This is a genomic window from Pseudomonas sp. Leaf58 (assembly GCF_003627215.1).
GTDB lineage: Bacteria > Pseudomonadota > Gammaproteobacteria > Pseudomonadales > Pseudomonadaceae > Aquipseudomonas.
On the sequence record NZ_CP032677.1, the window covers coordinates 1,646,262 to 1,660,545 of the forward strand.

General features: G+C 64.7%; 12 protein-coding genes. 6 read left to right on the plus strand and 6 right to left on the minus strand.

Annotated elements, in window-relative coordinates; all coding sequences use genetic code 11:
* Positions 1-3: 3 nt before the first annotated feature.
* Positions 4-963: a MoxR family ATPase gene (locus tag DV532_RS07710; RefSeq protein ID WP_056806282.1), complete on the minus strand. Its 960-nt coding sequence runs from the start codon at positions 961-963 to the stop codon at positions 4-6.
* Positions 964-1,192: 229 nt separating this feature from the next.
* Between DV532_RS07710 and DV532_RS07715 the strand changes: the two genes are divergently transcribed.
* Positions 1,193-2,503, plus strand: a complete 1,311-nt coding sequence (locus DV532_RS07715) for a DUF2235 domain-containing protein (protein WP_056806285.1) — start codon at positions 1,193-1,195, stop codon at positions 2,501-2,503.
* A 40-nt stretch (positions 2,504-2,543) separates the two neighbouring features.
* Here DV532_RS07715 and DV532_RS07720 read toward each other — a convergent pair whose 3' ends face one another.
* The 4 genes from DV532_RS07720 to DV532_RS07735 all read right to left on the minus strand — a co-directional run bounded on the left by DV532_RS07720 (position 2,544) and on the right by DV532_RS07735 (position 6,839).
* On the minus strand, positions 2,544-3,743 hold the full coding sequence (locus DV532_RS07720) for an MFS transporter (RefSeq protein ID WP_056806288.1): 1,200 nt from the start codon (positions 3,741-3,743) through the stop codon (positions 2,544-2,546).
* A gap of 57 nt (positions 3,744-3,800) precedes the next feature.
* Positions 3,801-5,015, minus strand: a complete 1,215-nt coding sequence (locus tag DV532_RS07725; RefSeq protein ID WP_056806291.1) for a benzoate/H(+) symporter BenE family transporter — start codon at positions 5,013-5,015, stop codon at positions 3,801-3,803.
* Between the two features lie 111 nt (positions 5,016-5,126).
* Positions 5,127-6,014 carry a dihydrodipicolinate synthase family protein gene (locus tag DV532_RS07730; protein WP_056806294.1) on the minus strand — a complete coding sequence of 296 codons (888 nt, stop codon included), beginning with the start codon at positions 6,012-6,014 and terminating at the stop codon, positions 5,127-5,129.
* Positions 6,015-6,056: 42 nt separating this feature from the next.
* Positions 6,057-6,839 (minus strand): aldolase, encoded by a 783-nt coding sequence (locus DV532_RS07735; RefSeq protein ID WP_056806297.1) that lies wholly within the window; start codon positions 6,837-6,839, stop codon positions 6,057-6,059.
* Between the two features lie 191 nt (positions 6,840-7,030).
* On the opposite strand from DV532_RS07735, the gene DV532_RS07740 reads away from it, so the two are divergent.
* From DV532_RS07740 to tcuB, 3 genes are all read left to right on the plus strand, one after another.
* Entirely contained in the window at positions 7,031-7,951 is a 921-nt protein-coding gene (locus DV532_RS07740) for a LysR family transcriptional regulator (protein WP_056806299.1), read from the plus strand.
* Positions 7,952-8,095: 144 nt separating this feature from the next.
* Positions 8,096-9,550, plus strand: a complete 1,455-nt coding sequence (gene tcuA / locus DV532_RS07745) for an FAD-dependent tricarballylate dehydrogenase TcuA (RefSeq protein ID WP_056806302.1) — start codon at positions 8,096-8,098, stop codon at positions 9,548-9,550.
* Positions 9,531-10,712: a tricarballylate utilization 4Fe-4S protein TcuB gene (tcuB, locus tag DV532_RS07750; protein WP_056806305.1), complete on the plus strand. Its 1,182-nt coding sequence runs from the start codon at positions 9,531-9,533 to the stop codon at positions 10,710-10,712. Before tcuA ends, tcuB begins: the two co-directional genes overlap by 20 nt.
* A gap of 63 nt (positions 10,713-10,775) precedes the next feature.
* On the opposite strand, the gene DV532_RS07755 is transcribed toward tcuB, so the two are convergent.
* Positions 10,776-11,669 carry a LysR family transcriptional regulator gene (locus tag DV532_RS07755; protein WP_056806308.1) on the minus strand — a complete coding sequence of 298 codons (894 nt, stop codon included), beginning with the start codon at positions 11,667-11,669 and terminating at the stop codon, positions 10,776-10,778.
* A 146-nt stretch (positions 11,670-11,815) separates the two neighbouring features.
* On the opposite strand from DV532_RS07755, the gene DV532_RS07760 reads away from it, so the two are divergent.
* Positions 11,816-12,895, plus strand: a complete 1,080-nt coding sequence (locus DV532_RS07760; protein ID WP_082477173.1) for a 4-oxalomesaconate tautomerase — start codon at positions 11,816-11,818, stop codon at positions 12,893-12,895.
* A 72-nt stretch (positions 12,896-12,967) separates the two neighbouring features.
* Positions 12,968-14,275 (plus strand): dicarboxylate/amino acid:cation symporter, encoded by a 1,308-nt coding sequence (locus DV532_RS07765; RefSeq protein WP_056806313.1) that lies wholly within the window; start codon positions 12,968-12,970, stop codon positions 14,273-14,275.
* The last annotated feature ends 9 nt before the right edge of the window (positions 14,276-14,284 follow it).

Genomic DNA, 14,284 nt, shown 5'->3' on the forward strand with positions numbered 1-14,284 from the left:
GGGTCAGGCAACGGCGACGACGTCGAGGATGCGCTGGACCACGCGGTCCTGGTCGATCCCCGCCGCTTCGGCCTCGAAGGACAGGATGATACGGTGGCGCAGCACGTCGAACAGTACCGCCTGGATGTCTTCGGGGCTGACGAAGTCGCGCCCGGCCAGCCAGGCGTGGGCGCGTGCGCAGCGGTCCAGTGAAATGGAACCACGCGGGCTGGCGCCGTAGGCGATCCAGTCGGCCAGTTCACTGTCGAACTTGGCCGGGGTACGCGTGGCCATCACCAGTTGCACCAGGTATTCCTCTACCGCGTCGGCCATGTACAGGCCGAGGATTTCCTTGCGTGCGGCGAAAATGGCCTGTTGGCTGACCCGGCGCTCGGGCTTGGTTTCGCCGCCCAGGGCTTCACCACGGGCCTGGGCCAGGATGCGCCGTTCCACCGCCGCGTCGGGGAAGCCGATTTTCACGTGCATCAAGAAGCGGTCGAGCTGCGCTTCGGGCAGCGGGTAAGTGCCTTCCTGCTCGATCGGGTTCTGCGTGGCCATGACCAGGAACAGCGGCGACAGGTCGTAGGTGCTGCGGCCTACGCTGACCTGGCGCTCGGCCATGGCTTCGAGCAGCGCCGACTGCACCTTGGCCGGGGCGCGGTTGATTTCGTCGGCCAGCACCAGGTTATGGAAGATCGGCCCCTGCTGGAACACGAAGCTGCCGGTTTCTGGGCGGTAGATTTCGGTGCCGGTGATGTCGGCCGGGAGCAGGTCGGGGGTGAACTGGATACGATGGAACTGCGCCTCGATGCCTTCGGCGAGCTCTTTGATGGCTTTGGTCTTGGCCAGGCCCGGCGCACCTTCGACCAACATGTGGCCGTCGGCCAAGAGCACGATCAGCAGCCGCTCGACCAGTTTTTCCTGGCCCAGGATTTGGGAAGAAAGAAAAGTGCGCAGCGCGATCAGCGCGTCACGGTGTTCCATCGGCGACGGTTCCTGGTATGGGGCCGCGGGCGGGCTGAACGCAGCTGCCCTGGCAAGGGGGGATACTTTAATCCATCCGGGGGGGTGGCGACCAATGGCGGCTGGGAAATTTATCCGTGTCAGGGGCCATGCAGGTACAGAAATGTCCTGCAGGTGGCTGGCCTTTGGCTGATGTTTCGCTACGGGGTGCTGGCGCCTGCTTGTGCTTTTTTGGGCAAGCAGAGGCACGATGATGGACCTGAACAGCTGCAGCACGAACCTTCCTACGCAGGTCACCCTGCGTTTTGGGGTGTTCTTCGATGGCACCGGTAACAACCAGGACAATGCCAGGCGCGGGGATGAGCCGGGGGGGAAGGAGGGGAGTTATGGCAATGCGCTCACCAATATAGCCCTGTTGTACGCACTCTACCCGGTGGGCGAGGGCACTGGCGCCGGCACCCTGGCGTTGCTGAAACGCTATGTCGAGGGCATCGGCACCGTGGCGGGCGAGGCAGATCATGTGTATGCCTCGGCCACCGGCTGTGGGCGCACGGGGGTCGAGGCGCGGGTCGCCGAGGCGTTGGCGGGTATTGCCGAGCAACTGCGGGGTTGGCGCCAGGCGCATCCGCAGGCCAGGCTCGAGCGGGTGGTGTTCGACCTGTTCGGCTTCAGCCGGGGCGCGGCGGCGGTGCGGCATTTGGCCAACCTGCTGCACGATGGCGGCGGCCGGCTGCTGGCCGTGCCCTGCGCCATCGAGATCAACTTCATTGGCCTGTTCGACACCGTGGCGGCGATCGTCGCGCCGTTGCAGGGTGACTTCGCCACTGCCGACAAGCGCCATGCGGGCTTGCGCCTGGGCCTTGGCGCGGGCATTGCCAAGCAGGTGGTGCAATTGGTAGCGGCGGACGAGCAGCGGCACAACTTCCCGCTGGTGGGCAGCAGCCATGACATCGTGCTGCCGGGTGTGCACTCGAACATTGGCGGTGGTTACCCACAAACCACGCAAGAGCAGGTGCTGCTGTGCAAACCGCAGTCACAACGCGTGCCGCTGGGCATGCGCGCCGAGCGCACGCGGGTGTATGCGGCGGTCGAGGCCTTGCTGGCTTCGACGTTTGCTGAACTGGCCGCGCCCAAGCCGCAGGTGCTGGCCTGGGAGGTGCCAATTGCCGGTGGCCAGCGCAATGAGGCGGAAAAGCAAGTGTATGCGGCGGTGTTTCGGCAGCGGGAGGTGGCGGGGCAGCTTTCCCGTGTGTACTTGAGCGTAATGCGTGAATTGGCCGTGCGTGCAGGCGTACCGTTTGCGCCACTGGGCGGGCAGGCTGAGCATTTGCTACCGGAGGAGTTGCTAGGTATCAGCCGCAAGCTGCATGCATTTGCCTTGGGTGAGTGTGACCAGCCTGGGTTGAGCGATGATGAGCAGCGTTTGTTGCGCGACAAGTACGTGCATGCGTCGGCCAACTGGAATGCGCTGAAGGGCTTGCACACCAGTGTGTTGGAGGTGTTGTTCGTGAATCGGCCGGCGGCGGCTGGGCGGGTGGTGCATACCAATCCAGTCGTTTGAGTCGTCTTTGGGGGGCTGCAAGCACCGGCAGCCCCACGGCCTAGGCCGGCTGTCGGCGCCTTTTGGCCAGGTACGCCTCCTGGGCCAGGGTCAACAGCACGGTCAGCAGCATGAACACGATCGACGCCACGAACACCCCATTGGGCAGGCGCTGGTCGAGCATCCAGCCAAACGCCACCGGCCCGAGGGCGCCGCCGATGTTGAAGCCGGTCGAGACCAGCCCAAAGGCTTTGCCTTCCGCCCCGCGCGGAGCTGCCGCCTTGACCAGCATGTCCCGCGACGGGGCGATGACCCCGGTCAGCAAGCCAATAGCGCCCAGCACCAGCACCAATGCCCAGCCCGACAGCAGGCCCAGGGCCACCAGCGTCGTCAACCCAGCGGCCAGGGCAAAGGCCAATGCCGCCACCAGGCCGTGGCGCCGGGTGCGGTCAGCCAAGGCCCCACCGCACAGCACGCCCACGGCACTGCTGAGCAGAAAGGCCGTGAGCGCTGTATTGGCCCAGGCGAGGGTCAAGCCTTGGCCCTGGACGAGGGCGGCCACGGAGAACTTTTCGATGGCGCTGGTGCTCAGGTTGAGCAGGATGAACAGCAGCGTCAGCACCCCGAGCATGGGCGTGAACAAGCGCACCCGGCCCACTGCAGCGGGCCCGCCGCCACCTTGGGTGTCAGGCCTGGTGACTTGATAGATACCACTGCCCGGCACCGATATCAGCAGCCAGGCAGCCACCCCGGCTGCCGCGCCTGCTGCCAGGGCTGCTGGTGTACCGAACACGGCCGCGATGCCGAGAAACGCCGCTGGCGTTACTGCCGAACCGAGGAAGCCGGCAAAGGTATGGATCGAAAACGACCGCCCCAGGCGGCGTTGTTCGATGCCGTTGGCCAGCAGGGCATAGTCGGCCGGGTGGTACACGCCATTGGCCAGGCCGGCCATGGCCATCGCCACCAGCAGTTGCGGATAGCCGGGGCTCGCGGCAATCAGCAGGAAGCTGAGGCTGCCCAGCAGCAAGCCGGCCTTGAGCACCTTGCGCGCACCGTAATGGTCGACGGCATAGCCCAGCGGCGCCTGCACCAGGGCGCTGGTGATGTTGAACACGGCCAGGGCCACGCCGAGTTCGACGAAACCCACCCCGAGCACGCCGGGGAGCACGGGCAGCAGCGCCGGGATCAGCATGATGTGCACATGGCTGACAAAGTGCACGGCAGCGATTTGAGTCAGTAGCTTAGGGCCAGCGTAGGGCATGTCTATACCTGTTGAGCGGTGGGCGCAGCGGGCGCATGGCAAGGGGGGAAGGCCCGCTCAGCGGGGCGAGCGGCTGAAGCCGGGTAGGCGGCCGTTCAGCACGGCATAGGCCAGCAGGCCAATGACCAGCCCCCAGAAGGCCCCGCCAATGCCGAACAAGCTGATGTTGCCAGCGGCGGCCAGGAAGGTGATCAGTGCCGCCTCGCGCGAACGTGCATCGGCCATTGCACTGGCCAGGCTGGCGCCGATGGTGCCCAATAGGGCCAGGCCGGCCAAGGTGGTGATGAAGGTGGCCGGCAGGGCCATGAACACGCTGGCCAGGGTCACCCCGAACACCCCTACCAAGATGTAGCAAACAGCGGCAGCGATGCCCGCGACCCAGCGCTTGCCCGGGTCTTCGTGGGCTTCTTTGCCGGTGCAGATGGCAGCGGTGATGGCGGCGATATTGAACGCGTGCGAGCCGAACGGCGCCATCAGCAACGACCCCAGGCCGGTAACCGCCACGATCGGGTTGGCGCTGGTCTTGAAGCCGTCGTTGCGCAGCACCAGCATGCCGGGCATGTACTGGCCAGTGAGGGTGATCAAAAACAACGGCAGGGCCACACTCAGGGCGGCATTTAGCGAAAAGGTGGGCGCGGTGAACACCGGCGCGGCGAACGCCAGCGTGAGCCCTGCCAGGCCCAGCTGGCCCTGGAGCAGCAGGTAGCCCAGGCCCAGCAGCAGAATGCCAACTACCGCGTAGCGGGCGGTAAAGCGTTTGAACGCCACATAAGCCGCGATCAACAGCCCGGCCAGGGCGGGGTCAACCGACAGGCCGGCGAATGCACCAATGCCGAATTGCAACAGGATGCCCGCCAGCAGCCCGGCGGCAATCCCGCCGGGGATGACCCGCACCAAGCGCTCGAAGCACCCAGTCAGCCCCAGCACCACGAAGCCGGCGGCGGATAGCAGGTAGGCGCCGATGGCGTCGCTATAGGGCACGCTGGCCAGCGCGGTAACCAGAAACGCAGCGGCAGGTGTGGACCAGGCGGTGATCACCGGTTCGCGGCTGTACCAGCATAGGGCCAAGCCGCTGAGGCCGACGCCGATCGACACGGCCCAGACCCACGACGAAGTCAGCTCGGGGCTAAGCCCAGCCACCTTGGCTGCCTGGAACACCAGGATGAAAGTGCCGCCGTAGTTGACGATGACCGACACGATGCCTGCTACCACGGGGTGGAGGATGTCTGCCAGCCGTAGCGGGGTTGAAGAACGTTGTATAGGCGCGTCCATGGTTGCCTCGGGTAGTTGTCAGGCGTAAGAGCAGCGCATAACTCGGTGAGTTAGCGGGCGCCCTGTGGGAGAGACTGCCCGGCAGCGCATACTGCCGGGCAGGTCTCAGGCTCAGCTGGCCAGTTGGTCAAGCAGCCCTTTGAGGTAGCTGCTGCCTTGCGCATCCAGCGGCTGCAGTGGCAGGCGCGGGGCACCAACGTCCTGGCCGAGCATGTTCAGGCCGGCCTTGATGGTGGTGGGCAGGCCACGGCGGGTGATGTATGCCAGCAGTTCGTACTGGCGGTAGAACAGTGCGCGGGCTGCGGCCAGGTCGCCGTGCTGCACCGCGTCCCACAGCGCCAGGTTCAGTGCCGGGATCAGGTTGGGGGCGGCGGTGCACCAGCCGCTGGCGCCAGCCACCAGGGCTTCCAGGGTGAGCGGGTTGCAACCGTTGTAGAACGCCACCTGGCCATCGGTGGCCTTGAACAGTTGGTGCATACGCTGAATGTCGCCGGTGCTTTCCTTGACCATGGTTACATTGGTCACTTCAGCGAGGATGCGCAGGATCAGCTCCACGGACAGGTCAGTGCCGCTGGTGCCCGGGTTGTTGTAGAGCATGATCGGGATGTCGATGGCTGCGCCGACCGCCGCGTAGTGGGCAAGCACTTCGGCCTCGGTGAGCTTCCAGTAGGAGATGGGCAGCACCATCACTGCCGTGGCCCCACATGCCTGCGCCAGGCGCGCGCGCTGCACGGTGCGGGCAGTGGTCAGGTCGGACACGCTGACCACGCTGGGCACGCGGCCGGCAATGCGCGCCTGGCTGAAGCGCACCACCGCTTCCCATTCGCTGTCGGCCAGGTAGGCGCCTTCGCCCGTGCTGCCCAGCGGTGCGATGGCGTGCACGCCGTCTGCGATCAGGCGGTCGATGGACGTGCCCAAGGCCTCCAGGTCAAGCGTGCCGTCAGCCGTGAAGGGCGTGATGGTGTAGCCGATAACGCCGCGAATTACAGGTGTAGACATACCAGGCACCTCTGCCATTGTTGAGAAAGAGTACTGCTTCAGTCAGCCCAGGCAGTCGCCGTGGGCACGCAAGGCACGCCGCGCGTAGTAGCTGAACGCGGCGCCATGACGTTTGGGGGTGGAAATCCAGTCATGGGCTTCTTTGCCCAGTGTTGCGGGGATGGGGCGGATGTCACCGGCGGCCATGGCCAGCAGCTGCATTTTTGCCGCGCGCTCGAACAGCAGGGCAAGCACGCAGGCTTCCTCGATCGAGCGGCCAGCGATCAACAGGCCATGGTGGGAAAGCAGGATGGCGCGCTTGTCGCCGATCGCCTTCGCGATGATTTCGCCTTCTTCGTTGCCCACCGGTACACCCGGCCATTCCTTGAGGAACGCGCAGTCGTCGAACAGCGGGCACAGGTCCATGTGCGAGATGGCCAGCGGCACTTCAAGCATCGACAGCGCGGCGCTGTGCAGCGGGTGGGTGTGGATGATGCAGTTGACGTCGGCCCGGGCGCGGTACAGCCAGCTGTGGAAGCGGTTGGCCGGGTTGGCCATGCCGCGGCCTTGCAGCACGTTGAGGTCCTCGTCCACCACCAGCAGGTTGGATGCGGCGATTTCGTCGAAGCCCAGGCCAAGTTGTTGCGTGTAGTAAGTACCCGGCGCCTGCGCCCGTGCGGTGATCTGCCCAGCCAGGCCAGAGTCGTGGCCGCCGTCGAACAGGATGCGGCAGGTGAGGGCGAGTTTCTGCCGCGTGGTGTAGGTGCTATCGGCCAGCGCCGTCTGCATCTGCTGCTGGGCGAGCTTGACCAGCTGGTCCTTGGGGGTCTGCATGGTGGTCGTCATGGGCGGTACCTGCATGGCAAAGGGGCGAAGGATTGCTGATGGACGTGGGCGTCATCAGGACACATGGCTGATACTAATGACACAAGGTGTCATTTGCAAGCGATGTGTCATCACTGCGCTTGGCGGCATTGCCATTCGAGTTGCCGATCATGCGTACAATGGGGGCAGGGTCGAGGCATCGTGAGGTCAATGTGGAGTTACGCCAGTTTCGCTACTTCTTGAGTGTGCTGGAGCACGGCAGCCTGGGCAGGGCCGCGCTCGAGCTTGGGGTGGGCGCCTCCGCCCTGAGCCAGCAGCTGTCAAAGCTTGAAAGTGAACTCAGCACCCGCTTGCTGACACGCTCGAGTACCGGCGTTGCGCCGACCGCAGCGGGCCTTGCCTTTGAATACCATGCGCGGCTGGCGCTGCGTCAGGCCGAGCACGCCAAACTGGCAGCGCAGAGCGGGCGCATGAGCGGCTACGTCAGCGTCGGTTTGGCGCCGACCACCGCATCGGTGCTGGGCCTTGCCCTGATCGAGCGCATGCGCCAACGCTACCCAGACATCCAACTGCACCTGGTAGAAATGCTCTCGGGCTACCTGGTGAGCCAGCTCAACGCCCGCCACCTGGACCTGGCAGTGCTGTTTCAGCTGGAGGCGGGGGCGCGCCTGGACGTACGCCCCTTGCTGCAGGAGCGGTTGTTCGCGCTGGTGCCGTCGCCCCTGGTGCAGCGCGGCTGGGGCGAATCGTTGACGTTGCAGCAAATCGCCACGCTGCCGCTGGTTATGCCCAGCACCCAGCATGGCTTGCGCTCGACCTTGCAGGCTATTTTCGTGCGGGCGGGGCTTGAAGCCAACATCGTCATGGAGGTCGATGGCCTGTCGTTGCTCATGGACTGCGTAGCGGCCGGCCATGCGGCCACCTTGCAGCCTGGCGCAGCCGTGGCCCGGGCAGTGCAGGCGGGCGTTCGGGTTTTCGCCATCGACGATGCCCAGGCGCAGCGCCGCAACCTGGTGGTCAGCCTGAGTGAAGACGAGCTTTCGCCTGCGGCGCTTGCGGCGCGCATTGTGCTGCATGAGGTAGCCCGCGACTTGGTCGCCAATGGTCAATGGCCAGGGGCGCACCTGCTTTAAGCCCACGTAGGTGCCGCGCACCCTTTAGAAAAACTGAACACCACCCCCCACTAGCCGGGTTTCGACAGGTGCAGGGTGTCATTAGATTCCGTGGTCCGCGAGGAGCACACCGACCGTTCTGGCTCCTCTAGACCTGGAGGCAAAATGATCGATGTGCTTGTCATTGGCGGCGGCAACGCTGCCTTGTGCGCGGCGCTGATGGCCCGTGAGGCGGGCGCCAGTGTGCTGCTGCTGGAGGCCGCGCCGCGCGCCTGGCGTGGTGGCAATTCCCAACACACCCGCAACCTGCGCTGCATGCACGATGCGCCGCAGGATGTGCTGGTCGACGCCTACCCAGAGGAGGAGTTCTGGCAAGACCTGCTCAAGGTCACCGGCGGCCAGACCAACGAAAAACTGGCCCGGCTGGTGATCAGGGCGTCGTCCGACTGCAGGGGCTGGATGCGCCGCCACGGGGTGCATTTCCAGCCGTCGTTGTCTGGGGCATTACACACGGCCCGTACCAACGCCTTTTTCATGGGCGGCGGCAAGGCGCTGGTCAACGCTTATTTCCGCAGTGCCGAGCGCTTGGGCGTGCAGATTCGCTACGACACGCCGGTGTGCGACATCGAGTTGCACGGCGATCGCTTCGTTGCCGCCCATGTACCCGCCCGTGAGGTGGCGGGGCGCCATTTGCCTGCCGAGCGCATCCAGGCGCGTACCTGCGTGCTGGCCGCCGGTGGCTTCGAATCCAACCGCGCCTGGTTGCGTGAGGCGTGGGGGCAGAACGAGCGCGGCGAGTGGCCGGCGGACAATTTTCTGGTGCGCGGTACCCGGTTCAATGAGGGGGTGTTACTGCGGCGCATGATCGACCAGGGGGCCGACGCCATCGGCGACCCGACCCAAGCGCACATGGTCGCCATCGATGCCCGCGCGCCGTTGTACGACGGCGGTATCTGCACACGGATCGACTGCGTGTCGCTGGGGGTGGTGGTCAACCGCGACGGGCTGCGCTTTTACGACGAGGGCGAAGACTTCTGGCCCAAGCGCTATGCGATCTGGGGCCGGCTGGTGGCCCATCAGCCTGGCCAAGTGGGGTTTTCCATCATCGACCAAAAGGCCCTGGGCCGGTTCATGCCGCCGGTGTTTCCGGGCACCACAGCCAACACGCTCGAAGAGCTGGCAGGCCTGCTTGGGCTTCCGGTGGCAGCCTTTCTCGACACGGTGCAGGCCTACAACCAGGCCTGCCAGGGCGGCACCTTCGACCATACCCGGCTGGACGACTGCCACACCGTCGGTGTTGCCCCGGCGAAAAGCCACTGGGCCCGGCCCCTCGATACACCGCCGTTCTACGGCTACCCACTGCGCCCAGGCGTCACGTTTACCTACTTGGGCCTGCGCACCGACGAGACCGCCGCCGTGCACTTCGCTGGCCGGCGCAGCCCGAACCTGTTCGTGGCCGGTGAAATGATGGCCGGTAACGTCCTCGGCAAGGGCTACACCGCAGGTGTCGGCATGTCCATCGGCACCGCCTTCGGCCGCATTGCCGGCACCCACGCTGCTGCCGCCGCCCAGCGCATTCCTTCCCCTGACGAGGCCCGCCATGACCGCGCAACTGCCTGAACCCCGCCATTACGACCCTGCTGCAACAGGCCCGGGCCTGATCCCGTTGTTGAACCTGGACGAGCAGGAGGTGAACCGGCAGATGAGTATCTGTAATGCCTGTCGCTACTGTGAAGGGTTCTGCGCGGTGTTCCCGGCGATGACCCGCCGGCTGACCTTTGCCAAGGCCGATATCCATTACCTGGCGAACCTGTGCCACAACTGCGGCGCCTGCCTGCACGCCTGCCAATACGCGGCGCCGCATGAGTTCGCGGTGAACGTGCCCCAGGCCATGGCCAAGGTGCGCGGCCAGACCTACGCCGACTATGCCTGGCCGGCCGCGTTCGGCCGTTTGTATCGGCACAATGGCGTGTATGTCGCCAGCGCGCTTGCCGTTGCGCTGTCGCTGTTCCTGCTGTTGGCCTTGTCTGTCAACGGCACCTTGCTGCCGGGGCGGCTGGCGGGCGATTTCTATGCGGTTTTCCCGCACAACACCTTGGCACTGCTGTTTGGCGGGGTATTCAGCTTGGCCGCTGTGGCGCTGGCGGTAGCGGTAAGGCAGTTCTGGCGCCAGGTGTCGCCCGCCGAACGCCAGGCGCCGGCCACCGATGGTGCGGTACTCGAGGCCTCGACGGCAGTGCTGACACTTAAGTACCTGGACGGTGGGCATGGCCAGGGCTGCAACAATGAGGACGATCGCTACACCCAGTGGCGCCGCCGCTTCCACCACTTGACCTTCTACGGCTTCATGCTGTGCTTCGCGGCCACGGTGGTGGCTACCGGTTATCACTACTTGCTCGGCCTGGCCGCGCCTTACCCGCTGCTGAGCCTGCCGGTGCTGCTCGGCACCGCCGGTGGGGTGGGTTTGCTGATTGGCCCGGCGGGCCTGCTGCTGCTGAACCTGCGACGTGCGCCGGAACACGGCGACCCCGCCCAACGGCCGATGGACAGAGCCTTCATCTTGCTGCTGTTGCTGGTCAGTGCCAGCGGGCTGGCTTTGCTGGCGCTGCGCGACACCGGGGCTATGGCGATAATGTTGGCCATCCACCTGGGCACGGTGATGGCGCTGTTCATCACGTTGCCTTATGGCAAGTTCGCCCACGGCCTGTTCCGCAGCGCGGCGTTGCTGAAGTTCGCCATCGACAAGCGCCGCCCCGACACGCTTGGCCTGGGTGGGGACTGAGCCATGGGCGCCGCGGCAGCAGCGTTAGCCAAAACCGGGTGTCGGCCTTACGGCCGCACCCACTCAGCGGTTGGGCCACTGCTCCAACAGGATCGAGACGAACTTTTCTGCGGCAGGCGACAGCGAGGCCCCGCGCCGGTAGACCAAACCCAGGGTGCGGGTCACCTGGGGTTCGATCAGTGGCACGCTAACCAGGGTGGGGTGGTCAGCGTTGGGCATGGCCAGGCTGGGCATGGCGGACACGCCCAGCCCGGCCTCGACCATCCCCAGCGAGGTGGACAGGTGCTGCACCTCGTAGAACCACTTGGGGCGCAGGTTGAGCCCAGACAGCGCGTGGTCGAGCAGCATGCGGTTGCCGCTCAGCCGGCCAACGCCGATCAGGCGGTAGTCGGCAAGCTCGGCCCAGGTCACGGCTTCACGGCCGGCCAGTGGGTGGTCGCGCCGGCAGGCCAATACAAAGTGCTCCTGCACCAACGAGACGAACTCGATGTCCGGGTGTTGCCCGCTCATCATGTTGATGCCGAAGTCGGCCTCGCCACGCAGCACCGCTTCAAGCCCCTCGTTGGCGCTGAGATCGAGCAGGCGGATGCGGATTTTCGGGTACTGCTCGTTGTAGTCGCGGATCACCGATGGCAGGAAGTAGAACGCCGCCGTTGGAATACAGGCCAGGGTGACCTGGCCGGTTTGCCGTTCTGCCAGCTCGCGGATGCTCAGGATGGAGTCCTCGAAGTCGTCCAGCAAGCGCCGGGCCTTGGGCAGAAAGTCACGCCCGACGCTGGTCAGGCTGACACGACGGGTGGTGCGCTCGAGCAGCGAGGTACCCAGCCCTTCCTCCAGTTTCTTGATCCGCCGGCTCAGCGCCGGCTGGGAAAGATGAAGTGCCTCTGCAGCTTCGTGAAAGCTGCCAAGTTCGGCGATTTTCACGAAAGATCGAATGTCTTGAAGCTCATATTCCATAAGAAAACCCTAGCCCGACTGACGGAGGATTATTTTGTGAAAAGCAATAATCGCTACGATATTTGCATTGGAATGATTTATCCATCCCTGTCACTCTTTTGCCCACAGCATCAATGATGTCCATTGATCACCTAGAGTGCGAAATCATGCAACGAATTCCTTGCGTACTCATGCGCGGCGGCACCTCCAAAGGGCCGTTTTTCCATGCCTGGGATCTGCCTGCCAATGTGGTCGAGCGCGACGAATTGCTGCTCAACCTGATGGGTTCCGGCCATGAGCTGGAAATTGACGGCATCGGTGGCGGTAGCCCGCAGACCAGCAAGGTTGCGATCGTCAGCCCGTCGTTGCATGCCGACGCCGACGTCGACTATCTGTTCGTCCAGGTCATGGTCGCCCAGCGCCGGGTCGACACTGCCCCCAACTGCGGCAACATGTTGTGCGCGGTTGGCCCGTTCGCCATCGAGCAGGGCCTGGTCAAGGGGCAGGAAGGCAAGACGCTGGTACGTATCCGCAACCTGAACACCGGCACCTTCGTCAATTCACTGGTGGAAACCCCCGGCGGTATCGTGCGCTACGAAGGCCGCACGGCGATCGATGGCGTACCGGGTACTGCTGCCCCGGTACACTTGACCTTCCTCGACGCCGTGGGCAGCAAGACCGGCAAGCTGTTCCCCACCGGCCAGGCCAAGGATGTGCTCGACGGGGTGACCGTTACCTGCATCGACATGGCCATGCCGATGATGGTGGTCGAGGCCAGCCAGTTGGGTATTACTGGCTCGGAAACCCCGGCCGAACTCGACGCCAATGGCCCGCTGCTCAAGCGCCTTGAAGCCTTGCGCCTGCAAGCCGGCAAGGCCATGGGGCTGGGCGATGTCAGCGGCATGGTCATTCCCAAGCCGGTGCTAGTGTCCAAGCCTCGCTTTGACGGCACGTTGCAGGTTCGCTACTTCATGCCGCACAACTGCCACCGCGCGCTGGCCATCACGGGCGCGGTAGGGCTGGCGACAGCCTGCGTCAGCCCAGGCACGGTGATCGGCGACCTGCTGGGCGAGGGTGCCGAGCAATTGACCGAGGTGCGCCTGGAACACCCAAGCGGTGGCATCGATGTGGCGCTGTCGCGCAGTGGCGCCGATGGCAAGACCATCCAGGCCTCGGTGGTGCGAACCGCTCGACGGCTCTTCTCAGGCTTTGTTTACGCCCCTACATTCCGCAGGTTGGCGGGATAGCCCAGGCGGTATTCCAACGCTGTAAATTCGCACCAAGCGCATCCGCACAATTTCAACAATGGGTGATGCCTCATGAGACTCGCCAAATCGCTGTACTTCCAAATCCTCTGCGCCGTGCTGTTGGGCGTGGTGGTCGGGCACTTCTGGGCGCAACAGGCGGTGGCCCTCAAGCCGCTGGGAGATGCGTTCATCAAGCTGATCAAGATGATGATCGCGCCGGTGGTGTTCTGCACCATCGTCACCGGCATCGCCGGCATGACCGACAAGCGCTCCCTCGGGCGCTTGATGAGCAAGACCCTGCTGTTGTTCCTGGGCTTGACGGTGGTCAGCCTGGTGATTGGCCTGGCGGCGGTCTACCTGTTCAAGCCCGGGGTTGGCATGAACATCGACCCCGCTACCCTCAGCACCGCAGGCCTCAGCCAGTACACCGCCTCGGCCGCCAAGCTGAGCGTGGTGGACTTCTTCATGCACATCATTCCGGACACCTTCGTCGGTGCGTTCAACAAAGGTGAGGTATTGCCGGTACTGTTCATTGCCGTGCTGAGTGGTTTTGCCCTTTCGTCGATGGGCGAGAAGGGCAAGCCGGTACTGGATGTGCTGGAATCGGCGTCGACCATGGTGTTCCGTATCTTCGGCTACCTGATGCGCTTTGCCCCGGTCGGTGCTTTCGGCGCACTGGCGTTCACCGTGGGCCAGTACGGCATCACCTCGCTCGGTTCGCTGGCTAAACTGGTGGGGACGCTGTACATCGCCTGCGCTTTCTTCGTGCTGGTGGTGCTGGGTGGCATCTGCCGTGCCCATGGCTTCAGCCTGTGGAAGCTGCTGCGCTACTTCCGCGAAGAGTTCCTGGTGGTGCTGGGCACTTCCTCGACCGAGCCGGTGCTGCCGCGCATGCTGGAAAAGCTTGAGCAGCTTGGCTGCAAGAAAGGTGTGGTTGGCCTGGTGTTGCCCACCGGCTACTCGTTCAACCTGGACGGGACGGCCATCTACCTGTCGCTGGCGGCAGTGTTCATCGCCCAGGCCTGTAACATCGACCTGAGCCTGGGCCAAGTGTTGACCATGCTGGCGATCATGCTGTTGTCGTCCAAGGGCGCGGCAGGTGTCACCGGCAGTGGTTTTGTCGCCCTGGCCTCGACCCTGTCGGTGATCCACGACATCCCCCTGGCTGGCCTGGCGCTGCTGATTGGCATCGACCGCTTCATGTCGGAAGCCCGCGCCCTGACCAGCCTTGCCAGTAACGCAGTGGCAACGGTGGTGGTTTCGCTGTCGGAAAACGCCTGTGACCGGCAAACCCTTCACCGCCGCCTGAACGGCGAACCGCTGGCAAGCCCGGTTGCTGAATCGCCCGAATGGGCCGTCGAGGCGCGCCGTCACGGCTGAACAGCGATG